Source organism: Ancylobacter sp. WKF20, assembly GCF_029760895.1.
Classification (GTDB): Bacteria; Pseudomonadota; Alphaproteobacteria; order Rhizobiales; family Xanthobacteraceae; genus Ancylobacter.
Genome location: NZ_CP121679.1, coordinates 3,304,605 through 3,328,098 on the forward strand (window position 1 = coordinate 3,304,605; position 23,494 = coordinate 3,328,098).

Genomic DNA, 23,494 nt, shown 5'->3' on the forward strand with positions numbered 1-23,494 from the left:
CCGTCGAATTCTATGAATTTCGGTAAAATAAGTCCCGATTGAGCGGCGAATGTCGCCTGGCGACGGAGATTATTAAACGGTCCAAGCTGGAAAGGCTTTGGATCCGTCGCCTGAACACGCCGAAGCCGAGGCAGGGCTCCGTCTAGCGCGATCCACCGGGTTGCGGCGACGGGAACGGCGGTCGTTGCGCGCTCGCCAAGCCGGCGGCCCGCCGCAGGCCGTGCCATGACGCCGTTTTGAGCCTTGTAAGCCCACGCCTCTCGAGCCACCCCGGACCGGAAGGCCCCCACAATGCCGTTCCTCGCGCTTCGCCGTCATTATGGCCTCCAACTCGCCGCATGGAGGAATCGCGGACAGCGCGGCACCGTCTGGGACGATGCCTCGCCGATCCGCGAGGAAATGTTCGGCCCCGAGCGGCTGGAGCAGCATGCCCGAAGCCTCGCCACAGCCCAGCCCATCGCGTCGCGACCGCGCGCCGTTCCCGCCCTCCATGCCCGGCTCGAAAGCAATGCCGGCGTCCTGCTCACGGCCTATCGGGCCACGGCCGCCGATGCGGAGGCCGGACGGCCCGTCGTGCCCGCAGCCGAATGGCTGCTCGACAATTATCATCTCGTCGAGGAACAGATCCGCGAGATCCGCGACGATCTGCCGGTCGGCTATTATCGGCAGCTGCCGAAGCTGGCGGACGGCCCCTTTGCCGGCTATCCGCGGGTACTGGGCCTCGCCTGGGCCTATGTCGCGCATACCGACAGCCATTTCGATCCCGAAATGCTGCGCCGCTTCATCGCCGCCTACCAGCAGGTTCAGCCGCTGACGATCGGCGAGCTGTGGGCGGTAGCCATCACCCTGCGCATCGTGCTGATCGAGAATCTTCGCCGCCTGGCGGACCAGATCACCGATGGGCGCCGATCGCGCCGCGACGCCGATCTGCTCGCCGACCGGCTGCTGGCATCGGGGGAGGCGCGCGCCGCGCTCGATGCGGACATCTTGATCCGCTCGCCCGAGCCACTGAACGAGGTGTTCGCGGCGCAACTGGTTAAGCGGCTCCGGGATCAGGACCCCCTGATCACGCCGGCGCTCGGCTGGATCGAAGCCCGGCTCAACGCCCAAGGCGCCTCGGTCGACGACGCGGTGCAGCACGCCCAGCAACGGCTCGGCGCCTCCAACGTGACCGTGCGCAACGTCATCACCAGCATGCGGCTGATCTCCGATATCGACTGGGCCGAGCTGTTTGAAAGCGTCAGTCTGGTCGATGCCCGGTTGCGGACGGGCAGCGACTTCGATGCCATGGATTTCCCCACCCGCAACCTCTACCGCAGCGCCATCGAGCAGCTCGCGCGCGGGGCACCGGTGCCGGAGCTCGCCATCGCCGACCTCGTGCTGGAGGCGACCGCCGCGGAGCTGCCGGAAGGAACGGACGACACCCGGCCCGTGCCGAGCCGTGACCCCGGCTATCATCTCATCGGCGAGGGGCGCGGCGCCTTCGAGCGGACCATCCGGTTCCGCCCGCCGGCCCGGCTGCGCCTCAGTCGCCTCAGCATTCGGCTCGGCATTGGCGGCTATATCGGCACCATCCTCGGCGTCACGCTCGCCCTCATGGCGCTGGCGCTCTGGGCTCTGGGTGCCACCGGGCTCTCCGTCGGAGGGCTGACCGCGTTCGCCCTGCTGGGCTTCCTTCCCGCCAACGAGGTGGCGACCGCCTTGGTCAATCGCGGTGTCGCCTGGATGTTCGGCGCGACCATTCTGCCGGGCCTTGAACTCGCCGGCGGCGTGCCGGTCTCGCTGCGCACCCTCATTGCCGTACCGACCCTTCTCACTAGCGAAGCCGATCTCCTGGAGCAGGTGGAGGGGCTGGAGATTCACTTCCTGTCCGGCTCCGGCGGCGATCTCACTTTCGCGCTGCTTTCCGACGGCATGGACGCCGATGCCGAAGTCATGCCGGACGACGCCCGCTTGCTGGAGCGCGGCGTCGCGGCGATCGACGAGCTGAACCGTCGCCACGGTCCCGGTCCGGCCGGCGACCGCTTCCTGCTGCTGCACCGCCATCGCCGCTTCAATCCGGGCGAGGGCAAATGGATGGGATGGGAGCGCAAGCGCGGCAAGCTGCACGAACTCAATCGCCTGCTGCGCGGCGCGGACGACACCTCCTTCATGCCCCTTGCCGGGCGGGCGCCATGGGTGCCGGCGGATGTGCGCTATGTGATCACGCTCGATGTGGATACCCGCCTGCCGCGCGACGCCGCGCTCCGGCTGGTCGGCAAGATGGCGCACCCGCTGAACCGGCCGAATTTCGACGCGGCCGCCCAGCGCGTGGTTGGCGGCTACGGCATTCTCCAGCCACGGGTGACACCCTCGCTGCCGATCGGTCGCGAAGGCTCGTTCTACCAGCGGGTGATCTCCGGCGGCGGCGGGATGGACCCCTATGCGGCGGCGGTGTCCGACGTCTATCAGGATCTGTTCGGCGAGGGCTCCTACACCGGCAAGGGCATCTACGACATCGACGCCTTCGAGGCGGCCCTGGCCGGGCGCATTCCCGACAACACGCTCCTCAGCCACGATCTTTTCGAGGGCGTGTTCGCCCGCGCCGGCCTCGCCTCGGACATCGAGGTGGTCGAGGAGTTTCCCTCGCGCTATGAGGTGGTCGCCAAGCGGCAGCACCGCTGGATGCGCGGCGACTGGCAGTTGCTGCCCTGGATGCTCGGCGCCGGCGCGCGGCAGAATGGCGTCACCCCGGTCGGTCGGGGCAAGATGCTGGACAATCTGCGCCGCTCCACGCTGGGACCGCTGACCCTTCTCGCGCTCTGTCTGTCCGGACTGCTCCCCTTGCCCGCCGCTCTGGTCGGCGCACTGCTGGTCCTTGCAACGATCGCGGTGCCCGCCTTTCTGCCGATCGTCTTCGCCATACTGCCCCGCCGGCCGGACATCCGCCTGCGCAGCCATCTCGCGCAGGTGCTGGCGGATCTTCGGCTGGCGACCGCCCAAAGCGCGTTGTCGCTGGTCTTCCTGCCCGACCAGGCCTGGCGCGCCGGCGATGCCGCGCTGCGCACCCTGCTGCGGCTCGGTGTGACCCACCGCCATTTGCTGGCATGGACCTCGGCAGCGACCTCCTCGACCGCGCCGCGACTCGACGCCCTCGGCTTCTACCGGCAGATGGCCGGCAGTACCGCGCTGGCCCTTGGCCTTGTGGCGGCTGTGCTTACCCTCACCCCCGCGTCCTGGCCGCTGATGCTGCCCCTCGGCCTTCTCTGGCTCCTGGCCCCGGCGATCGCGCACGCGGTGAGCCGGTCCCCCAAGGCGCCACCGCGCCTGCATCTCGACGCGGCAGAGGGCCGGGAACTGCGGCTCATCGCCCGCCGCACCTGGCGCTTCTTCGAGACCTTCGTCACGCCGGCTGAGAACATGCTGCCGCCGGACAATTTCCAGGAAGTGCCCAGGCCGGTCGTGGCGCACCGGACCTCGCCGACCAATATCGGCCTCTATCTGCTCTCGGCGGTCGCCGCGCGTGACTTTGGCTGGGCCGGCACGCTGGAAACCATCGAGCGGCTGGAGGCGACCTTTGCCACGCTGAAGCGGATGTCGCGCTTCCGCGGCCATTTCTTCAACTGGTACGGCACGCAGGACCTCGCGCCTCTGCCGCCCGACTATGTCTCCTCGGTCGACAGCGGCAATCTCGCCGGTCATCTCATCGCGCTAGCCAATGCCTGCGAGGAGTGGACGGGCCGCGAGGCGATAGCCGCTCGCGCCGGCCTCGCGGATTGTCTCGCGCTCGCCCGCGAGGCGCTCGCCACCCTATCCGGGCTCGACAGCGCGCGCGGGCAGGCGCTGGCGGCGACGCTGGACGAGATCGACGCCCAGCTGAACAGCGTGCTGGCGCTGGACGCCATCACCCCGGTGCTGAAGCGGCTGGTGGACAAGGCGGCGCGCAGCGCGGCGGATCTGCTCCCCGCGGCCGGTGACGACGCTTCCCCGGACATCACCTATTGGATCGAGACGCTCGGCAGGACAGTGAACGCGCATGAGCGCGATCGCCTCATCATGGCCGCCGCGCCGGCCGCCACGCAGCAAAGGCTCGGCGTGCTGGCGGAGACGGCGCGGGCGATGGCGATGGAGATGGACTTCGCCTTCCTGCTCGATCCGGAGCGGAAGCTGCTGTCGATCGGCTATTCGCTCACCGATAACGGCCTCGATCCCAGTTGCTACGATCTCCTCGCCTCCGAGGCGCGGCTCGCCAGCCTGTTCGCGATCGCCAAGGGCGATGCGCCGACCCGTCACTGGTTCCGCCTTGGCCGGCTGTCCACGCCGGTCGGCAACGGCTCGGCGTTGATCTCCTGGTCGGGCTCGATGTTCGAGTATCTCATGCCCTCGCTGGTGATGCGCGCGCCGGCCGGCAGCGTGCTCGAACAGACCAGCCGCCTCGTCGTGGAGCGCCAGCAATCCTATGCGCGGACCCTTGGCGTTCCCTGGGGCATGTCGGAATCCGCCTATAACGCCCGCGACATCGAGTTTACCTATCAGTACGGCAATTTCGGCGTGCCGGGCCTCGGGCTGAAGCGCGGCCTGTCGGAAAACACCGTGATCGCCCCCTACGCGACCGGCCTTGCCGCCATGGTGTATCCCGAGAGCGCGCGGCAGAACTTTGCCCGCCTTGCCGCCCTCGGCGCCCTCGGCCGCTATGGCTTCTACGAGGCGCTCGACTTCACCCGCGCGCGCGTGCCGGAACACCAGGACGCCGCCATCGTCCGCAGCTTCATGGCGCATCACCAGGGCATGACCATCGTCGCCATTGCCAACACGCTGATGCAGGGTGAGATGCGGGCCCGCTTCCATCGCGAGCCGATGATCCGCGCCAGCGAGCTTCTCCTGCAGGAACGCTCGCCGCGCGATGTCGTGGTGGCGCGACCGCGCGCCGAGGAAGTACGGGCTGCAGCCCTCGACGCGCGCGCCGACGGGGTGACCGTCCGCCATCTCTCCGCCCCGACGCGTGGGGCACCCGTCACGCACCTGCTCTCCAATGGCAGCTACGCGGTGATGATGACGGCGAATGGCGGCGGCTACAGCCGCTGGCGAGACATCGCGGTGACCCGCTGGCGCGAGGATTCAACCCGCGACGACGGGGGCTCCTTCATCTTCCTTCGCGACCGCCGGAGCGGCAGCGTCTGGTCAGCCACGCCCCACCCGATGGCCGGCGACGCGGGCGAGAGTGACGTCGTGTTCGGCGAGGATCATGCCGAGTTCATCCGCCGCGATCCCGGCCTGACCACCGCGCTCGAAGTCATCGTGTCCGGCGAGCACAATGGCGAGGTCCGGCGGGTCTGCCTGACCAATAGCGGGCGGCGGGCACGGGAGATCGAGCTCACCTCCTATGCGGAGCTGGTGCTCACCACCACCGCCGCCGATATGGCCCACCCGGCCTTCGCCAAGATGTTTGTCGTCACCGAGCATCTGCCGGAGTTCGGTGCCCTGATCGCGACGCGGCGGCTGCGCGCGCCGGGCGAGTCGCAGATATGGGCCGCGCATTTCGCGGTGGTCGAGGGCGAACTGGCCGCCGACCCGCAATATGAGACGGCCCGCGCCCACTTCATCGGTCGCGGGCGCCACATGGGGATGGCCGAGGCGATGCGGGACGGCCAGCCGCTGTCCAACACGGTCGGCACGGTGCTCGATCCGGTTTTCTCGCTGCGCCAGAGCGTGCGCATCGCGCCGGGCAAGATGGCCCGCGTCGCCTTCTGGACCTTGGTCGCGTCGTCCCGCGAGGAACTGCTCGACCTCATCGATACCCATCACGACCGCAATGCCTTCGAGCGCGCCCGGACGCTGGCCTGGACGCAGGCACAGGTCCAGCTCCGGCACATCGCGGTGGAACTGGAGGAAGCCGCCGATTTCCAGCGGCTCGCCGCCCCGATCCTGTATGCCGACCGGCGCTTCCGACCGGCCTCCGACGTCATCCTTCGCGGCGCCGGTCCCCAATCGGGCCTCTGGCAGCATGCGATTTCCGGCGACCTGCCGATCGTGCTGCTGCGCATCGACGACATCGACGACATCGCCCAGGTCCGCCAGTTGCTGCGCGCGCGCGAATACTGGCGGATGAAGCGCCTCGCCGTGGACCTTGTCATCATCAATGAGCGCGCTTCCTCCTATGTGCAGGATCTGCAGATCGCCATCGAGGCGGCGGTACGCACCAGCGCCTCCCGCCCGCTGCTGGGCGAGGAGCCCGCCATGGGCACGGTCAAGGTGCTGCGCGCCGATCTCATGAGCATGGAATCCCGCGCGCTGCTGCACTCGGTCGCCCGCGTCGTGTTGCTGGCACGCCGCGGCACACTGGCCAGCCAACTGGCGCGCATTGACCGGCGGGGACCTCAAACGGCGACGCCGCGCCTCCTCGCGCGTGCCGTACCCGCACCGTCGAGCCCGGCGCCAGCACCGGCGCTCCCGGAGCTCGAATTCTTCAACGGCCTCGGCGGCTTCGACAAAAACGGGCGGGAATATGTGATCGTCCTCGGGCCCGAGCGCACCACGCCGGCCCCCTGGATCAACGTCGTCGCCAATGCCGGCTTCGGCTTTCAGGTGTCCGCCGAGGGAAGCGGCTATAGCTGGGCGCAGAACAGCCGCGAAAACCAGCTCACCCCCTGGTCGAACGACGCCGTCGTCGATCCGGCCGGCGAGGCGATCTATGTGCGGGACGAGGTGAGCGGCGAGCTGTGGAGCCCGACCGCGCAGCCGATCCGCGACGGCGGCACCTATGTCGCCCGGCACGGCTTCGGCTATAGCCGGTTCGAGCATGAGGCCAACGGCATCGGGCTGGACCTGCTCCAGTTCGTGCCGCTCGACGACCCGATCAAGATTTCCCGCCTGGTGCTGACCAATCGGTCCGGGCGGCCGCGCCGGCTCTCCGTCACCACCTATGCCGAATGGGTGCTCGGCACCGCGCGCGGGGCGTCCGCCCCGTTCCTCACCACCGAAAGGGATGAGGACACGGGAGCGCTCCTCGCCCGCAACCCCTGGAGCTCGTCCTTCGGCTCCTGCGTGGCTTTTGCCGATCTCGGCGGGCGGCAGAGCGCCTGGACGGCGGACCGCACCGAATTCCTCGGCCGCAACGGCGCGCTCGACGCTCCCCACGCCCTCACCGGCCGGGCGCCGCTGTCCGGTGCTACCGGCGCGGGGCTCGACCCCTGCGCCGCGCTGCAGAGCGTGGTCGAACTCGGTATTGGCGAGAGCGTCGAGCTGGTAGCACTCCTTGGCCAAAGCGCGTCCGTAGTGGAAGCCCGCGCGCTGATCGCCCGCTATCGCCGCGCCGATCTGGACGCGGTGCTGGCGGCGGTGACGGCGCATTGGGACACGGTGCTCGGCACCGTCCAGGTGAAGACACCGGACCGGGCGATGGACATCATGCTGAATGGCTGGCTGCTCTATCAGACGCTTGCCTGCCGTATCACCGCGCGCTCCGCCTTCTATCAGGCGAGCGGAGCCTATGGCTTCCGCGACCAGCTTCAGGATGGCATGGCGCTGACCCTCGCCCTGCCGGCGGAAACGCGCGGCCACATCCTGCGCGCGGCCGGCCGGCAGTTCGTCGAGGGCGACGTGCAGCATTGGTGGCTGCCGCAGTCCGGGCAGGGCGTGCGCACCCGCATCTCCGATGACGTGGTCTGGCTCGCCTACGCCACCGCGACCTATATCGAGAACACGGGCGATGCCGCGATCCTTGACGAAAGCGTGCCCTATCTCGACGGCCCCCAGTTGGCGCCGGGCGAGCACGATCAGTTCTTCCAGCCGATGCCGGCGGACGAGACCGGCCCGCTATTCGAGCATTGCGCCCGCGGCCTCGACCTCGCCATGGCCCGTACCGGCGCGCTCGGGCTGCCGCTCATGGGCACCGGCGACTGGAACGACGGGATGAACCGCGTGGGCGAGGGTGGCCGGGGCGAGAGCGTCTGGCTCGGCTGGCTGCTCATCCGCACGATCGAGATGTTCGCGCCGCTGGCGGAGGCGCGCGATCCTGAACGTGCACGCCAGTGGCGCGCTCATGCCGCGTCGGTGCGGCGGGCCATTGAGCGCTCGGCCTGGGACGGCGCGTGGTATCGCCGGGCGACCTTCGACGACGGCACCTGGCTCGGCGCGAAAGACAGCGAGGAGTGTCGCATCGACTCCATCGCCCAGTCCTGGGCGGTGCTGTCGGGCGCCGCCGACAGCCTGCGCGCATCCACGGCCATGGCCTCGCTCGAACGCCATCTGCTCCGCCCGGACGACAAGCTCGCGCTGCTGTTCACGCCGCCCTTCGACCGGACGCCGCACGATCCCGGCTATATCAAGGGCTACCCGCCCGGCCTGCGCGAGAATGGCGGGCAGTACAGCCACGCCGCCATGTGGGCCGTGCTGGCCTTCGCGCGTCTCGGTGATGGTGACAGGGCGCACGCTTTGTTCGCCCGGCTCAACCCGATCAACCACGCCCGCACACCGGACGAGGCCGAGCGCTACAAGACGGAGCCCTATGTCGTGGCTGCCGACGTCTACTCGGTCGCCCCCCATGACGGGCGCGGCGGCTGGTCCTGGTACACGGGCTCGGCCGGCTGGATGCACCGGGCGGGGGTCGAGGGCATTCTCGGCATTCGCCCGCAGGGCGACATTCTCTTCGTCGAACCGACGCTGCCCGCAAGCTGGCCCGGCTTCGAGGCGACGGTGACACTGGGGGCGACGGTCTGCCGTATTGAGGTCTGCACCCTTGGCGCGGAGGACGAGACCGAGCCGCGCTGGCAGCTCGACGAGACCGCCCCCGCCACGCCGGGAGAACCAGCCCATATCCCCCTCGATGGCCACCCTCACACCCTGCGCCTGTGCCTGCGACGGCGCTGACATAAGCGGGCCGTCGCGCTGACGCGCTCTGAGGCAGAAGAGCGTCGCCGATCAGGGGGAGCGCCGATGGGGCATGCGCTGCTTACCACGCGTGGCGACGTCCGGCGGCGAAGCTTTCGAGCGCGCGCCGGCATCCCCGCACGAACGCCGCATGTCGGCTCGCTTTAATTGACCCAAGGATTGCTCGGCTGGCGTTTGGTTGTCATCAAGGCCAATGCGGCCAACGCCGGAAACCCAGCGGATAACGTGATAAATCAATGAATTGATGGAAATTTTTGGCGGAGAGGGTGGGATTCGAACCCACGGTACGCTTGCACGCACAACGGTTTTCGAGACCGTCCCGATCGACCACTCCGGCACCTCTCCGCGCACGGGGCGCAGATCAGGTCCGCGCCGTGGAGCGGGGGCTCAATAGCCGAGGCCGGCGCGCCTTGCAAGGGAAGACGCGCCGGAAGCCGGGAGAGGCTGTGGGTGCCGCTTCAGAGGGCGCCGCAAAGCCGCGATTTCCTCGCTCAGCGGCGACGGCTGGAGCTGAACAGCCAGGCCAGCGCCGCGCCGGTGAGACCGGCCGCGAGGACGACGGCGAGGGGGTGGGCGCGGGTCTGCTGTGCAAGGGCGCGCACGCCCCTATCATAATACTCCTGGCCCATGTCATAGGCGCCATCGGCGAGACGCACCGCCTGCTCGCGGGCATCGCCCGCCAGACGCTGGCCGCGGCCGAGCGCTTCCTCATAGACACCCTCGCCCCTCAGCGCCGCGTCGTGCGACACCTGGCCGGCGACGTTCCGCAGGCGTCCGCCGATCTGACGGGCGGCACCGGTGATCTGGTGGCTGTTCATGATAGGCCTCTCGATCTGGAGCGCGTCGCCATCTGCGACGCCATTGCCGCTGACAACGCGACGCCCGCCGGAAGGTTCACGGCCGGTATCGAAAGACCCGTCAAAGCCAGCGCGCGCCATGGCCGGCGGGTCATTTGCGCGCCTTCCATTCCTTGACAGGACGGGCGCCCGCGGTTAAGAGGCAGCGCGCATGAAAAGGGCAATCCGGCCCATGCGCATCCCGCAACCGACCGAAAGAAGCCGATCCCGCGCCGCTTGCGGCGAGGAGTTCGGGCTCGAACGAAAGGACATAACATGTTCGCGGTCATCAAGACGGGTGGCAAGCAGTACCGCGTTGCCGCCGAACAACTCGTCACTGTCGGCAAGATCGACGCCGAGCCCGGCACTGCCGTGACCCTGCCGGTCCTCATGCTCGGTGGCGACAGCCCGAAGGTCGGCGCTCCGCTCGTCGACGGCGCTTCCGTGACCCTCGAGGTCGTGAAGCACACCCGCGGCGCCAAGGTTATTGCTTTCAAGAAGCGTCGCCGTCAGAATTCCCGCCGCAAGATCGGTCATCGCCAGGACTTCACTGTCGTGCGCGTGACCTCGATCGCCGGCTGACGTAGACCGCACAGAGAGAAACAGGAGAGCATCATGGCTCATAAGAAGGCTGGCGGTTCTTCCCGCAACGGTCGCGATTCCGACGGCCGTCGCCTCGGCGTCAAGAAGTTCGGCAGCGAGCAGGTCGTGGCCGGCAACATCATCGTTCGTCAGCGTGGGACGCAGTGGCATCCCGGCGTGAACGTCGGCATGGGCAAAGATCACACCCTCTTTGCGCTGACCGAAGGCCGAGTCGAGTTCCGCACCAAAGCCAATTCCCGCACTTACGTATCCGTCATTCCGGCCGCCCAGGCCGCCGAATAAAGCCAGTGAGGTTCTTGAAATCCCACTGGTCTCGCCCGACCGGTAGGATTTCCCGAACGTCCTGAGAGGACATCCCGGGGTGCCCGACAGGGGAGGCGAGGAAACCGCCTCCCCTTCGTCGTTCCAGGCCCCCCAGGAGACCTCCCATGACCATCGTCGAAGCGACCTTCGGGTCACCCCTCGCGGAAAGCTGTACCTCCGTCCTCGAAACCGGCCGCCTCGTGCTGCGCGCGCCGCGGATCGAGGACATGGCATGGATCGCGGAGCTCGCCGACAACCGAAAAGTCGCCGAGATGACCGCGAACATTCCCCATCCCTACGGTATGGCGGATGCGGCGGCGTTCATCGCCAAGCTGCCGGGTGGGCCGAAGGCGGCGACGTTTGCGATCTTCCTGAAGAACGAGGCGGCGTTGCGGGGGGCGGACCAGTCCAATTTCGGTCCCCCGATACCGGTCGGCATGTGCGGCTTCGTCCAGCGCGACGAGGATGCGCCGGAGATCGGCTACTGGCTCGGCGAGCCCTATTGGGATCGCGGGATCGGCACCGAGGCGGTCCGGGCGCTGATCGACCATGCCTTTGCCGATCGCGGGCTCGAGGCCATCGTCGCCTCCGCCCGCGTCGTCAATCCGGCCTCGCGCCGGGTGCTGGAGAAGTGCGGCTTCCAGTGGACCGGCGTCGGGCTGACGCGGGTCCGGGCGCTCGGTGCCTCGGTGCCGGTCGACCGGTTCCGGCTGGAGAAGCGTCTGTGGAGTTCGCTGCGGGCCTGGGGGGCCAGCGCGCATCCGACGCTTCACGCCATCGACACCCGGCATTGAGCCGGAGATTCTGCTAGGTTGAGGGGCCTCCGCACGCGGGGGCCCCGCCCCACATTTTGAGCATCCACGATGAAATTCCTTGACCAGGCAAAGATTTACGTCCGCTCCGGCGATGGTGGGGCGGGCTGTCTGTCGTTCCGGCGGGAGAAGTTCATCGAGTTCGGCGGCCCCGATGGCGGCGACGGCGGGCGGGGCGGCGATGTGTGGATCGAATGCGTCGACGGGCTCAACACCCTCATTGATTACCGCTTCCAGCAGCACTTCAAGGCCAAGAAGGGCGGCTTCGGCATGGGCAAGAACCGCGCCGGCGGCAAGGGCGACGACGCTGTGCTGAAGGTGCCGGCCGGGACCGAAGTGCTTGATGAAGATGGCGAAACCATCCTCGCCGACCTCACCGAGATCGGCCAGCGGGTGCGCCTCTTGAAGGGTGGCAATGGCGGCTTCGGCAATGCCCATTTCCAGACCTCGACCAACCAGGCGCCGCGCCGCGCCAATCCCGGCCAGGAGGGCGAGGAACGCTGGATCATCCTGCGGCTGAAACTCATTGCCGATGCGGGACTTGTCGGCCTTCCCAATGCGGGCAAATCCACCTTCCTCGCCGCCACGACGGCCGCGAAGCCCAAGGTGGCGGACTACCCATTTACCACTCTACACCCTGGCCTCGGCGTGGTGCAGGTGGATGGCCGCGAATTCGTGCTGGCGGACATTCCCGGCCTGATCGAGGGCGCGCATGAGGGCGTGGGCCTCGGCGACCGCTTCCTCGCCCATATCGAGCGCTGCCGCGTGCTGCTGCACCTCGTCGACGGCACCTCGGAACACGCCGGCAAGGTCTACAAGACCGTGCGCGCCGAGCTCGACGCCTATGGCCAGGGCCTTGAGGATAAACCGGAAATCGTCGCGCTCACCAAGACCGACGCGCTCGATCCCGAGACGCTGAAGAGCCAGCTCGCCCGGCTCCAGCGCGCGGCGAAGAAGAAGCCGCTGGCGCTCTCGGCCCAGTCCGGCCAGGGCGTACGCGAGGCGCTGCGCGCGCTCGCCTATGTCATCGACGAGGGCCGCGCCGAGGAACTGGCGCGCGAGCCGGCCGAACCCTGGCGCCCCTGATCGGTGTTTTTATACCTCCGCGCTGCCGTCCGGTTTCGCCGTGACCAGTCAGTGCAGTGAGGTGGACGATGTGTGCACGGTGGGTGACCGATCCGGCCAGTGTGGGTGACACCGCCGGCCGCTCGCCGGCGCGCCGCCGGCTTCAATTCCCTCTCCGTCGTGGTCCCTCCCGGCCATTCCCTCCCCTCCTCCGTCGTCATCCCGGCCGAAGCGAAGCGCAGAGCCGGGATCGGGTGCCTGTCGGGGCGCGATGTCCGCGCTCAATAGCGGGGCGCGATCCCGGATCGGCCTGCGGCCGTCCGGGATGACGTGAAGGGGGGTACCGTCCGGCATGACGGCGTATTGGGTGGTTGCTCCCCTCCCCCGCAAAAATCCGCGCGACTTTTGGCGAAAGCGCGTATGAGACGGCATCCCCTTCTTCGGCGCGGCCCGGTGACCGGCGCGCCCTTGCCGTGAAGCCGCCCGATGACCCGCCGCCCCGCTGCCCAAACCTCCGACGCGAAGACCTCCGAGACCACCTCCGCCGCCTCCCTTGAGCCGGCGGCGGCTGCCGCGCTTGCCACGGGCGGGGCGGCGGTGCCGCAGATTTCCGCCTTCCGCCGGGTGGTGGTGAAGGTCGGCTCGGCGCTGCTGGTGGATTCCGCGCGCGGGGCGCTGCGCCATGCCTGGCTCGCGGCGCTGGCGGAGGATGTCGCCCAGCTGCACCGCGAGGGCAAGGAGGTGCTGGTGGTTTCCTCCGGCGCCATCGCCCTCGGCCGCAATGTGCTGAAGCTCCCCAAGCGCCCGCTGAAGCTGGAGGAGAGCCAGGCCGCCGCCGCGGTCGGGCAGATCGCGCTGGCGCGGGCCTGGTCGGAGGCGCTGGCGCATGAAGGGGTCAATGCCGGGCAGATCCTCATCACGCTCGGCGATACCGAGGAGCGCCGGCGCTACCTCAATGCGCGCTCGACACTGGCCAAGCTCCTCGATCTCAAAGTGGTGCCGGTCATCAACGAGAACGACACGGTGGCGACCTCGGAAATCCGCTATGGGGACAATGACCGGCTCGCCGCGCGCGTCGCCGGCATGGCGAGCGCGGACCTGCTCGTGCTGCTCTCCGATATTGACGGGCTCTACACCGCCCCGCCCAATGACGACCCGAACGCCGAGTTCCTGCCCGTGGTGCCGCGCATCACCGCCGAGATCGAGGCGATGGCCGGCGGCGCGGGCACGGAACTGTCACGCGGCGGCATGAAGACCAAGATCGAGGCCGGCAAGATCGCCACCACGGCGGGCGCGCATATGGTCATCGCCTCCGGCAAGGGGAAGAACCCGATCCGCGCCATCGCCGAGGGCGCGCGCTGCACCTGGTTCCTCGCCCCCACCAACCCCGTCGCTTCGCGCAAGCGCTGGATCGCCGGCTCGCTGGAGCCGCGCGGCGTGCTGCATCTCGACGCTGGCGCGGTCGCCGCCCTGCGCCGGGGCTCCTCGCTGCTGCCGGCCGGCGTGAAGCGCGTGGAAGGCGAGTTCCAGCGCGGCGACGCCGTGGTGCTGCGCGGCCCCGACGGCGCCGAAGTCGGCCGCGGGCTGGTGGCCTATGACCACGACTACGCCGACCGCATCCGCGGCCGCTCATCGGACGAGATCGCGACGATCACGGGTTTCGAGGGCCGCGCGGCGATGGTGCACCGGGATGATCTTGTGTTGGGGGGCGGGGGGTGAGGGATGTTCAATGGTGGTTTAAAATCACGAGCTAAAGAGACCAGGAAAATGCCAATTCATTTGTGCGACTGCAGTGTGTGCAGCGAAATGAATCGGTCAGAATAATTCGCGCTAAATTATGTTTTGTTATCTTGATAGGCCTGCTGCATGAGAAACAACGTATAATTGGACCCAAAATCTCTGTGAATGCACTTATTAACGTCACCTGACGAATGTTATCAGATAATAAATAGTACCCATATCTGGAACGAGTTATAAATGCTCGCTTGGATAAGCTGTCCATACTCTTCATTTTGTCAAAAAGTTCGACTATTATTCCAGACATGAAAAGCATCATATATGGAATATATCTGTATATTTCTTCATAAATATCATCATCTGATGGATTCTTGAATATAAAATTGAAATTTTCTGTACTAGTTTTTAATTGAATTCGATCTACAGTTATCAAATGAACTGCGTGCTGAAAAATACGGTACATTCCATTTGGATTATTTGAATCAAATGTCCACTCATGAACTGTTTCAGCATCTATTAAGTCTGATACTCCGGACTTTTCTATTGACAACCGAAATATTTCTAATCTTCTGTTGCCGATTTTTCGAGGAGTAAGCGAATCTGGTGAACTTTCTCTAAATTTTATGAAAAAATCATCCTCATCTCCCAATATCCACGAAAGATAGACAGACGAATCTAGCATTGGCTTCCGAAGAAGATTGCATGCTACGATATATTTTCTTTTCTCTAGACACTTTAATGCTTCAAATATATGATGTAAAAAGTCAGATACCATCGCCATAATCACTGTATTAATTATGACTTTTCTCGCTTCGGCCTCATAACCCAATTTCCTAAGTGACTCTATTGCGTCTATATTCTGTAATGACATTTTTGAGAATGAATTTGCGTCGGATTTATTTCTAAAAGTTATAATTTCCTTATGAGCGCCTGAATTTTCATATTCAACCAACATGCGAGTAATCTGATCGTGCAAGAAAAATGAATACTCGTGGGCCAAATGCAGATGCCTTGGTATCCACCGAAGTCTGTTCCGTGGAATTAGGCGCCCAGTCCTCGTCATGGCTTAGCACTTCACCGATCATCATGGGTCGCGTATCGTGATAAAATCAACCTAGCCTCCTGATGTCGAGCCTATATCGGCTAAGCGATAGACCACTCTGATTCACACTCCCCCCATCGTGACCACCGCTCCCCCGCATCCGCCCTATCTTCCCCCGGATGCACCGTCGTTCGCTGATTGCCGCTCCGCTGCTGCTTCTCGCCTCCCGCGCGCTCGCGCAGGGTGAGAGCGGCACGCCCGCCCCTTCCCCCGCCTCCCCCGCCCCGCCCGTTGACCCGGCGGCGGGGCTCGCGCCGATCCTCGACCGCGCCGCCGCGCTGGAGCCTTTGCGCACCGTGCTGGTGGCGAAGGAGGGCGAGCGGCTGGTCGCGCGCGGCTATCGGGGCGGGCGGGTGGACCGGCCGAGCAATATCAAGAGCGCGTCGAAGAGCATCGTCTCCGCCCTTGTCGGCATCGCCATCGACAAGGGCGTGCTGGAGGGCGCCGACCAGACGGTCGCCCCGCTGCTGCGCGCGGATCTGCCGGATGATCCCGACCCGCGCCTCGATGAGATCACCATCGGCAATTTGCTTTCCATGCAGGCGGGGCTGGAGCGCACCTCCGGGCCCTATTATGGTGAGTGGATCGCCAGCCGGAACTGGGTGCGCGCGGCGCTGAACCGGCGCTTCGTCGATGAGCCGGGCGGGTTGATGCTCTATTCCACCGGCTCGACGCATCTTCTCTCCGCCATCCTCACCCGCGCCAGCGGGCGCTCGACGCTCGCCTTAGCGCGCGACTGGCTGGGCGATGTCGAGGGCTTTGCCATCACCGATTGGGAGCGCGACCCGCAGGGCATCTATTTCGGCGGCAACCAGATGGCGATGCGCCCGACCTCGCTGCTCGCCTTCGCCGAGCTCTACCGGCGCGGCGGGCGGAATGCTGAGGGCGCGCAGATCATCCCGGAGGCGTGGATTGCGGAGAGCTGGCGGGTGCGCACCGCCTCGCGCTTCACCGGGGACGGTTACGGCTATGGCTGGTTCACCCGCGAAATGGCGGGCACGCCGGTGCATTATGGCTGGGGCTATGGCGGGCAGATGCTCTATGTCGCCCCCGCGCGCGGTGTTTCCATGGTCGTGACCTCGACGGTGGACGCGCCATCGGGGCGCACCGGCCACCGCGACGATCTGCACGCTCTGGCGGCGGAGATCCTCGCGACGCTCGGTTAAGGCGCGGGATAAGCCGAAGCGAAAGTGCGGGGGTTTCGTTCCCGGTGGTATCTGCGCCCGTTCCGCGTGCAGCCCCGCGCGGGAGTTGCATAAAAGCGAGGCAACCGCCCGCCTGACGTAGCGACGGGTGACGCGGGGCCACGCGCGGGCGCCCGCCCTGTCGGCTGAATGCAAATCCCCTGTCGCGTTTGTTCAACGCTCCCCGCCTCTGGCACGCTTCGTGCTGAACAGGCCCCAGCCATCCGCCCCCGCACAGGGGCGACCAGAGGGGACCAGCGACGTGACCAAGAAGCCGGATGCCACCAATTCAACGACCGAAACGCTGCTCGCGGCGCGCAGCTTCAACCGCCGCGTGCTGTTCAAGGGCGCGCTTGCCGCCGGCACCATCGCCGCGACCGGCCCGTGGATCGTCAAGGACGCCTTCTCCTCCTCGGGCGAGCTGAGCCTGCTGAACTGGGACGACGAACTGCCCGCCCCGGTCATCCCGAACTTCGAGAAGAAGACCGGCATCAAGGTGAAGACCACGCCGTTCTCGCAGAACGAGGAGCAGATCAACAAGCTGCAGGCCACCGGCGGCGAGGGCTTCGACCTCTGCGCCCCGACGCGCGACCGCGCCCCGCAGTTCAAGGAGCTCGACGTCCTCGCGCCCTACGACACCTCCAAGCTCAAGCTCGACAACCTGCTCCCCTCCATGCTGGAAGCCTCGACCAGCGTGTGGACCTGGGACGGCAAGCTCTACCACGTGCCGCATTGCTGGGGCTCGGAAGCCATTGCCTGGCGCACCGACCTGGCGCCCGGCCTGACCTATGACAAGCTGTCCTACGGCACGCTCTGGGCCCCCGAGTTCAAGGGCAAGATGCAGGGCCGCCCGCACTCGCTGCTGCTGGGCATCGGCCTGTGGTGGGACAAGACCGGCAAGCTGCCGTCCAACCGCATGCTCGACGCCTTCAAGGACGAAGCGTCGATGCGCAAGATCTACGACCCGATCCTCGCCTTCGCCATCGAGAACAAGGCGCAGGTCAAGCAGTTCTGGGATTCGGCTGACAACACCAAGTCCGGCTTCATGGAAAATGGCTGCGTCATCGGCCAGACCTGGGACGGCCCGCCGCTCTCGCTGAAGAAGCAGGGCAAGCCGGTCACCTATATGGCCCCGCAGGAAGGCGCCATCACCTGGGTCGATGGCTGGGCGCTGACCAAGGGCGCGAAGAACATCGCGCAGGCCTATGAGTTCATCAACTACATCCACACCCCGGAAGCCTCCGCCGCCGTCGCCGACGGCTCGGGCTACAACCCGGTGGTGAAGGGCGCGGACGCCTTCCTCTCCGACATCGCCAAGAAGAACTTCGCCGAGGCCTATCCGGGCAACGCGCTCGACAACCTGTGGAGCCGCCCGCCGGAGCCGTCGTGGTTCGCCGAGCTGCGCACGCAGTACGCCGAGAAGTTCAAGGCGGCGTGAGCCAAAGGCGGCGGGGTGGCCTTCGGGCCACCTTTCCCCGTCATCCCGGACGCGCCACCGGCGCGATCCGGGATCGCCGCCCGGATGGTGGGCGATCCCGGCTCTGCGGCTTCGCCTTGGCCGGGATGACGACGAAGCGAGGGCGCCCGGGTACGGCGCTCTGAGTTGGGCGGCGCACGGCGCGCCGCTCCTGTCACGTGCGAATTGAACGGAACATTTATGGCCGCTGCCGTCGAGCTAGAGGGCGTGAACGTCACCTTCGGGGACTTCGTCGCCGTGCGGGACGCCAACCTCACCATCGAACCAGGCGAGTTCTTCTCCTTCCTCGGCCCGTCCGGCTGCGGCAAGACCACGCTCTTGCGCACCATTTCCGGCTTCATCGAGCCGACGCGCGGCAGCGTGCGCATCGGCGGGCAGGACATGAAGGGCATCGGCCCGAACAAGCGGCCGACCGCGCTGATCTTCCAGAACCTCGCCCTGTTCCCGATGATGACGGTGGCGGAGAATATCGGCTACGGCCTGCGCGTGCGCGGCGTGCCACGCCATGAGCGCGACGAGAAGGTGAAGAACCTGCTGATCCAGGTTGCGCTGTCCGAGCATGGCCACAAGCGCGTCTCGGAGCTCTCCGGTGGCCAGAAGCAGCGCGTGGCGATCGCCCGCGCGCTGGCGGTGGAGCCCTCCGTGCTGCTGCTCGACGAGCCGCTCTCGGCGCTCGACCTCAAGCTGCGCCAGCATATGCGCACCGAGCTGCGCGCCATCCAGAAGCGGGTGGGCATCACCTTCATCTACATCACCCATGACCAGGGCGAGGCCCTGACCATGTCCGACCGCATCGCGGTGATGAATGCCGGCGTGATCGAGCAGGTGGGCGACGGGCGCTCCGTCTATGCCGAGCCGCGCACGCCCTTCGTCGCCTCCTTCGTCGGCGAGAACAACCAGATCCGCGGCCGCATCAGCGCCGTCACGGACGGGCAGGCCACGCTGGAGACCCCGCTCGGCACGCTGAAGGGTCGCAACCCGGTCGGCCTCAAGGCCGGCGAGGAGGCGCTGATCTTCGTGCGCCCCGAGCAGCTCAGGCTGCACCCGCAGGCCAGCAACGCCTCCACTCTCGGTTTCGAGGGCGAGGCGCTCGATGTCGCCTATGAGGGCAGCGTGACCCATGTGACGCTGCGCGTGCGCACCGGCCAGAAGATCACCGCCACGCTCAGCGCGGCGACCGCCCTGCCGACGCCGGGCGAGACGCTGCATATCGGCTTCCAGCCCGAGGACGGGCTGCTGCTGGCACGCCCGGAGCGCGCATGACCGGCACCGGCGGCCTCACCCTCGCCTTCGGCCTGCCGCTCGCGGTGGCGCTGATCCTGTTCGCGCTCGCCGCCTATGAGCGGCGGGCGGGCCTCGCCAGCGGGCCGGGCTTCTTCCAGCGCAACGGCCTGGCGGTCGGGCTCTACCTCGTCATCGCGGTGGGGTTCTGGGCGTTCTTCGTCATCGTGCTGCCGCAGCTCGCCATGGTGGACATGTCGTTCCGCCCGAAGCTGCCGCCCTCGCAGATGGGCGGGCCGAAGGATCTCTACACGCTGGAGAATTACCGCTACTTCCTGTTCGGCTCGACCACCTCCACGGCCGAATGGAACTGGCTGCACATCAAGGCCTTCCTGCTCACCATCGGGGTGAGCATCGCCATCACCCTGCTCAACTTCGCCATCTGCTACCCGATCGCCTTCCACATGGCGCAGTCGGCGAGCGTCGGGCGGCTGCGCATCCTGCTGCTGCTGCTGATCCTGCCCTATTGGGTGAACGAGATCCTGCGCGCCTTCGCCTTCCGCGTGCTGCTCTCCTCCGGCGGCATCATCAACCAGGCGCTGCTGGGGTCGGGCCTCACTTCCGAGCCGATCGACTTCCTCGCCGCCGATGTCGGGCTCTATATGGGCCTCAGCTATGCCTACCTCTTGATGATGGTGTTTCCGCTCTACAACGCCATTGAGAGCCTCGACAAAAACCAGATCGAGGCGGCGCGCGACCTTGGCGCGCCCTGGTGGCACATCCACGCCTTCATCGTCATGCCGCACGCCAAGCCGGGCATCGCCTCGGGCTGCACGCTGGTGTTCATGCTCTGCGCCGGTGCGCTCGCCGCGCCGCTGGTGCTGGGCGGACCGCGCACGCTGTGGTTCACGCCCATCGTCTATGACCGCTTCTATCAGGCCTTCAACTGGCCGCAGGGCGCGGCCTATGCCTTCGTGCTGCTGGTCACCTGCATCCTGTTCGTGCTGCTGGTGCTGAAGGCCTTCCGCCTGAGCCTCGGGGAGATCACGCGATGAGCGGGGGGCCTTTCCAGCGCATCATGTTCGCGCTCTACATCGCGATCTTCTTCCTCTATCTGCTCGGGCCGCTGGCGGTGATGGGGGTCTCGGCCTTCAACACCCCGCAATACCCGCAGGTCTGGCCGATCGAGGGGCTGACGCTCGACTGGTTCGGCCTGCTGCTGGCCGATGCCGACATGATGTACGGGCTGAAGACCTCGATCTGGATCGGGCTGCTCGTGGTCTGCATCTCCGTGCCGGTCGGGCTCGCCGGCGCCATCGTGATGACGCAGATCAGCGCGCGGTTGCGCTCGACCTATTACCTGATCGTGGTCTCGCCGGTACTGACGCCGGGCATCATCATCGGCATCTCCACCGTGGTGTTCTGGCGCCAGTTCACCGCCGATACCGGCACGCGCTTCCTCTATGACGGCATCATCCTGACCGTGCTCGGCCAGTCGAGCTTCATCTCGGCCTATTGCATGCTGATCATCCTCGCCCGGCTGCAACGCTTCGACCGGGTGCAGGAAGAGGCGGCGCTGGACCTCGGCGCCTCCTACCCGCAGGTGTTCCGCCACATCCTCTTGCCCTTCCTCAAGCCCGCTCTGGCCTCCGCGGCGGTGCTGGCCTTCCTGTCCTCCTTCGAGAACTACAACACCACCACCTTCTCGATCCTCTCGGACAAGACGCTGACCACGGTGCTTGCCGGGCGCGTGCGCCAGGGCACCACGCCCGCCATCAGCGCGCTCGCCGTGCTGATCGTCGGCGTGACCATCATCGGCGCCATCGCCTATGAGATCTGGAAGCGCCGGGCGGATGCCGCCGCGGCACGCCGCCAGCGCGCGGCCATCGCCGCCGAGGAAGCGGAACTCGCCGGCGAACCCATTCCGGCGTAATATGGGTTGTGTTTCCCCGGGGGGCGGGGAAGCGGCGCGGCCGGTCGGCTCCGAGGGGGTAGCCGACTGGCCGCCCGCACGCCCCCGGCTCCCTCCGCTTGCCATTCGTCGCGCCTCGATCGAAGTCTCGTCATCTGCGATCTTTTGATTGCGATCTTTTGATTGCATTTTTTTGCAATCGTTATAGGCTCCGCGTGATCCTTCGTGGAGACCGCGCCATGACCGCCCCTGTCCGTCTCAAGCCTGAGGTGACCGGCTTCTTCGATCCCCGCACCGGGTCGGTGCAATATGTCGTCGCCGATCCCGCGAGCGGGCGCTGCGCCATCATCGACCCCGTGCATGATTTCGACGAGAAGTCCGGCCAGACCGCGACCCACAATGCCGACCGCCTGCTCGCCTTCATCGCGGCGCGCGGCTACACGGTGGAGTGGATCCTCGACACCCACCCCCATGCCGACCATTTCTCCGCCGCCCGCTATCTGAAGGCCCGCACCGGCGCCCCCACCGCCATTGGCGCCGGGGTGCGCGACGTGCAGCTTCTGTGGAAGGGCTATTACAACTGGCCCGATTTCCCGGCCGATGGCTCGCAATGGGACCGGCTGTTCGCGGATGGCGAGACCTTCTCCATCGGCGGCATTCCGGCACGGGTGATGTTCTCGCCCGGCCATACGCTGGCTTCCGTCACCTATGTCATCGGCGATGCCGCCTTCGTGCACGACACGCTGTTCATGCCCGACAGCGGCACCGCCCGCGCCGATTTTCCCGGCGGCAGCGCCCAGGCGTTGTGGCGCTCGATCCAGGCCATTCTCGCTCTGCCGGACGAGACGCGGCTGTTCACCGGCCATGACTACCAGCCGGGCGGGCGGGCGCCGCAATGGGAATCCACCGTCGCCGAGCAGAGGGCGCGCAACATCCATCTCGACCAGGACGAGGACGGCTTCGTCGCCATCCGCGAGGCCCGCGACCGCACCCTTCCCATGCCGAAGCTGATCCTGCATTCCCTGCAGATCAACACCAATGGCGGGCGGCTGCCGGAAGCGGAGGCTAACGGGATGCGCTATCTGAAAATCCCGCTCGACCTGCTCACCGGCGCCCCCTGGGACTGAGACCCGCATCATGACCGACATGCTCCCGCCCGAGGCCGCGCAGATGAAGGCGCGCGTCGAGGAAGCCAGCGCCTTCCTCAAGACGCTGGCCAATCCCGACCGGCTGCTCATCGCCTGCGCGCTGGTGGGCGGCGAGCGCTCGGTCGGCGAGCTGGAGGCGCTGCTCGACCTGCGCCAGCCCGCGCTGTCCCAGCAGATCGCGGGCCTGCGCGCGGCGGGGCTGATTACCGGGCGCAAGGAGGGCAAGCAGGTGTTCTACCGGCTCGCCGATCCGCGCGTTCAGACCTTCATCACCACCATGCACGGCCTGTTCTGCGCCGCGCCGGGCACCGGGACCCCATCATGACCCAGTTCCCGATCACCGATTTCACCCCCTATGCCTCCTTCACTGGGGGCGTGCTGATCGGGCTGTCCGCCGTGCTCCTGCTGCTCGTCGAGGGCCGCATCGCCGGCATCAGCGGCATCGCCAGCCGGCTTTTGCCGCCCACGCGCGACGGAGGAAATGGCGGGCGGCTCGCCTTCCTCGCCGGCCTCGTCGCCGCACCCTTTCTGGTGAGCGCGCTCACCGGCGAGGCGGTGGCGCAGACCGTCTCCGGCAACGCCCTGTTGATGGGCGCCGCCGGGCTTCTGGTCGGCTTCGGTTCGGTCTGGGGCTCGGGCTGCACCTCCGGCCATGGCGTGTGCGGCCTCGCCCGCCTTTCCCCGCGCTCACTGGTCGCAACCGGCGTGTTCATGGCGGCGGGCTTTCTCACCGTCTTCGTTACCCGCCATCTGATCGGGGGCTGAGCCATGCGCGCGGCGCTGTCCGTCCTCGTCCATCTCGGCATCGGTCTTCTGTTCGGCGTCGGCCTCGTCATCTCCGGCATGGCGAACCCGGCCAAGGTGCTGAATTTCCTCGATCTCGCCGGCGCCTTCGACCCGTCTCTCGCCTTCGTCATGGGCGGGGCCGTGCTGGTGGCGTTTGTCGGCTTCCGGCTCGCGCTGACCCGCCCCGCGCCGTTGCTCGCCGCCCGCTTCCACCTGCCGACACGGCGCGACATTGACGCGCGGCTGATCGTCGGGCCGGTGGTGTTCGGCATCGGCTGGGGGCTCGGCGGCTTCTGCCCCGGCCCGGCCTTCACGGCGATCGGCCTTGCCGCGCCGGGCACCCTCGTCTTCGTGCCGGCCATGCTGATCGGCATGGCGGCGGCGCGGGCACTGCAGGAGCGCGTTTGAACCCGGCGCAGCTAAGCCGGCGCGCATAACTG

Annotated in this window: 17 protein-coding genes and 1 tRNA gene; 15 read left to right on the forward strand and 3 right to left on the reverse strand. The window is 67.0% G+C overall.

Going from position 1 to position 23,494, the window contains the following annotated elements:
* The first annotated feature begins 291 nt into the window (after nt 1-291).
* Nucleotides 292-8,847, forward strand: a complete 8,556-nt coding sequence (locus AncyloWKF20_RS15190) for a glucoamylase family protein (RefSeq protein ID WP_279314853.1) — start codon at nt 292-294, stop codon at nt 8,845-8,847.
* Nucleotides 8,848-9,123: 276 nt separating this feature from the next.
* On the opposite strand, the gene AncyloWKF20_RS15195 is transcribed toward AncyloWKF20_RS15190, so the two are convergent.
* Nucleotides 9,124-9,213, reverse strand: a tRNA-Ser gene (locus tag AncyloWKF20_RS15195).
* 146 nt (nt 9,214-9,359) lie between these two features.
* Nucleotides 9,360-9,686 carry a CsbD family protein gene (locus tag AncyloWKF20_RS15200; protein WP_279314854.1) on the reverse strand — a complete coding sequence of 109 codons (327 nt, stop codon included), beginning with the start codon at nt 9,684-9,686 and terminating at the stop codon, nt 9,360-9,362.
* 294 nt (nt 9,687-9,980) lie between these two features.
* On the opposite strand from AncyloWKF20_RS15200, the gene rplU reads away from it, so the two are divergent.
* The 5 genes from rplU (at nt 9,981) to proB (ending at nt 14,206) form a co-directional block, all read left to right on the forward strand.
* Nucleotides 9,981-10,286 carry a 50S ribosomal protein L21 gene (gene rplU, locus AncyloWKF20_RS15205; protein WP_267584641.1) on the forward strand — a complete coding sequence of 102 codons (306 nt, stop codon included), beginning with the start codon at nt 9,981-9,983 and terminating at the stop codon, nt 10,284-10,286.
* A 33-nt stretch (nt 10,287-10,319) separates the two neighbouring features.
* On the forward strand, nt 10,320-10,589 hold the full coding sequence (rpmA, locus tag AncyloWKF20_RS15210) for a 50S ribosomal protein L27 (RefSeq protein ID WP_267584640.1): 270 nt from the start codon (nt 10,320-10,322) through the stop codon (nt 10,587-10,589).
* 146 nt (nt 10,590-10,735) lie between these two features.
* Nucleotides 10,736-11,404: a GNAT family N-acetyltransferase gene (locus AncyloWKF20_RS15215; RefSeq protein WP_279314855.1), complete on the forward strand. Its 669-nt coding sequence runs from the start codon at nt 10,736-10,738 to the stop codon at nt 11,402-11,404.
* 69 nt (nt 11,405-11,473) lie between these two features.
* Nucleotides 11,474-12,508 carry a GTPase ObgE gene (gene obgE, locus AncyloWKF20_RS15220; protein WP_267584638.1) on the forward strand — a complete coding sequence of 345 codons (1,035 nt, stop codon included), beginning with the start codon at nt 11,474-11,476 and terminating at the stop codon, nt 12,506-12,508.
* 465 nt (nt 12,509-12,973) lie between these two features.
* Complete coding sequence (gene proB / locus AncyloWKF20_RS15225; protein ID WP_279314856.1) at nt 12,974-14,206, forward strand: glutamate 5-kinase; 1,233 nt, start codon at nt 12,974-12,976, stop codon at nt 14,204-14,206.
* A 31-nt stretch (nt 14,207-14,237) separates the two neighbouring features.
* Here proB and AncyloWKF20_RS15230 read toward each other — a convergent pair whose 3' ends face one another.
* Nucleotides 14,238-15,179, reverse strand: a complete 942-nt coding sequence (locus tag AncyloWKF20_RS15230; RefSeq protein ID WP_279314857.1) for a hypothetical protein — start codon at nt 15,177-15,179, stop codon at nt 14,238-14,240.
* 266 nt (nt 15,180-15,445) lie between these two features.
* On the opposite strand from AncyloWKF20_RS15230, the gene AncyloWKF20_RS15235 reads away from it, so the two are divergent.
* The 9 genes from AncyloWKF20_RS15235 (at nt 15,446) to AncyloWKF20_RS15275 (ending at nt 23,462) form a co-directional block, all read left to right on the forward strand.
* Nucleotides 15,446-16,492, forward strand: a complete 1,047-nt coding sequence (locus tag AncyloWKF20_RS15235) for a serine hydrolase (protein ID WP_279314858.1) — start codon at nt 15,446-15,448, stop codon at nt 16,490-16,492.
* Between the two features lie 280 nt (nt 16,493-16,772).
* Complete coding sequence (locus tag AncyloWKF20_RS15240; protein WP_279314859.1) at nt 16,773-17,948, forward strand: extracellular solute-binding protein; 1,176 nt, start codon at nt 16,773-16,775, stop codon at nt 17,946-17,948.
* 219 nt (nt 17,949-18,167) lie between these two features.
* The gene (locus tag AncyloWKF20_RS15245; RefSeq protein WP_279314860.1) at nt 18,168-19,250 is read left to right on the forward strand and encodes an ABC transporter ATP-binding protein; all 1,083 of its coding nucleotides are present in this window, start codon (nt 18,168-18,170) and stop codon (nt 19,248-19,250) included.
* On the forward strand, nt 19,247-20,263 hold the full coding sequence (locus AncyloWKF20_RS15250; protein WP_279314861.1) for an ABC transporter permease: 1,017 nt from the start codon (nt 19,247-19,249) through the stop codon (nt 20,261-20,263). The genes AncyloWKF20_RS15245 and AncyloWKF20_RS15250 overlap by 4 nt, the downstream gene beginning before the upstream one ends.
* A complete protein-coding gene (locus tag AncyloWKF20_RS15255) occupies nt 20,260-21,141 on the forward strand; it encodes an ABC transporter permease (protein WP_279314862.1) in 882 nt (293 codons plus the stop codon). The genes AncyloWKF20_RS15250 and AncyloWKF20_RS15255 overlap by 4 nt, the downstream gene beginning before the upstream one ends.
* Nucleotides 21,142-21,359: 218 nt before the next feature.
* Nucleotides 21,360-22,247, forward strand: a complete 888-nt coding sequence (locus AncyloWKF20_RS15260) for an MBL fold metallo-hydrolase (protein ID WP_279314863.1) — start codon at nt 21,360-21,362, stop codon at nt 22,245-22,247.
* 10 nt (nt 22,248-22,257) lie between these two features.
* Complete coding sequence (locus AncyloWKF20_RS15265) at nt 22,258-22,593, forward strand: metalloregulator ArsR/SmtB family transcription factor (RefSeq protein WP_279314864.1); 336 nt, start codon at nt 22,258-22,260, stop codon at nt 22,591-22,593.
* Entirely contained in the window at nt 22,590-23,033 is a 444-nt protein-coding gene (locus tag AncyloWKF20_RS15270) for a YeeE/YedE thiosulfate transporter family protein (protein WP_279314865.1), read from the forward strand. The genes AncyloWKF20_RS15265 and AncyloWKF20_RS15270 overlap by 4 nt, the downstream gene beginning before the upstream one ends.
* 15 nt (nt 23,034-23,048) lie before the next feature.
* A complete protein-coding gene (locus tag AncyloWKF20_RS15275; protein ID WP_279317991.1) occupies nt 23,049-23,462 on the forward strand; it encodes a DUF6691 family protein in 414 nt (137 codons plus the stop codon).
* Nucleotides 23,463-23,494 lie beyond the last annotated feature (32 nt).

Coding starts and splice junctions, on each gene's coding strand:
- AncyloWKF20_RS15260 (WP_279314863.1), top strand. CDS start 21,360: ATGACCGCCCCTGTCCGTCTCAAGCCTGAGGTGACCGGCTTCTTCGAT.
- AncyloWKF20_RS15190 (WP_279314853.1), top strand. CDS start 292: ATGCCGTTCCTCGCGCTTCGCCGTCATTATGGCCTCCAACTCGCCGCA.
- obgE (WP_267584638.1), top strand. CDS start 11,474: ATGAAATTCCTTGACCAGGCAAAGATTTACGTCCGCTCCGGCGATGGT.
- AncyloWKF20_RS15215 (WP_279314855.1), top strand. CDS start 10,736: ATGACCATCGTCGAAGCGACCTTCGGGTCACCCCTCGCGGAAAGCTGT.
- rplU (WP_267584641.1), top strand. CDS start 9,981: ATGTTCGCGGTCATCAAGACGGGTGGCAAGCAGTACCGCGTTGCCGCC.
- AncyloWKF20_RS15255 (WP_279314862.1), top strand. CDS start 20,260: ATGAGCGGGGGGCCTTTCCAGCGCATCATGTTCGCGCTCTACATCGCG.
- AncyloWKF20_RS15200 (WP_279314854.1), bottom strand. CDS start 9,686: ATGAACAGCCACCAGATCACCGGTGCCGCCCGTCAGATCGGCGGACGC.
- AncyloWKF20_RS15235 (WP_279314858.1), top strand. CDS start 15,446: ATGCACCGTCGTTCGCTGATTGCCGCTCCGCTGCTGCTTCTCGCCTCC.
- AncyloWKF20_RS15270 (WP_279314865.1), top strand. CDS start 22,590: ATGACCCAGTTCCCGATCACCGATTTCACCCCCTATGCCTCCTTCACT.
- AncyloWKF20_RS15230 (WP_279314857.1), bottom strand. CDS start 15,179: ATGTTGGTTGAATATGAAAATTCAGGCGCTCATAAGGAAATTATAACT.
- AncyloWKF20_RS15245 (WP_279314860.1), top strand. CDS start 18,168: ATGGCCGCTGCCGTCGAGCTAGAGGGCGTGAACGTCACCTTCGGGGAC.
- rpmA (WP_267584640.1), top strand. CDS start 10,320: ATGGCTCATAAGAAGGCTGGCGGTTCTTCCCGCAACGGTCGCGATTCC.
- proB (WP_279314856.1), top strand. CDS start 12,974: ATGACCCGCCGCCCCGCTGCCCAAACCTCCGACGCGAAGACCTCCGAG.
- AncyloWKF20_RS15250 (WP_279314861.1), top strand. CDS start 19,247: ATGACCGGCACCGGCGGCCTCACCCTCGCCTTCGGCCTGCCGCTCGCG.
- AncyloWKF20_RS15265 (WP_279314864.1), top strand. CDS start 22,258: ATGACCGACATGCTCCCGCCCGAGGCCGCGCAGATGAAGGCGCGCGTC.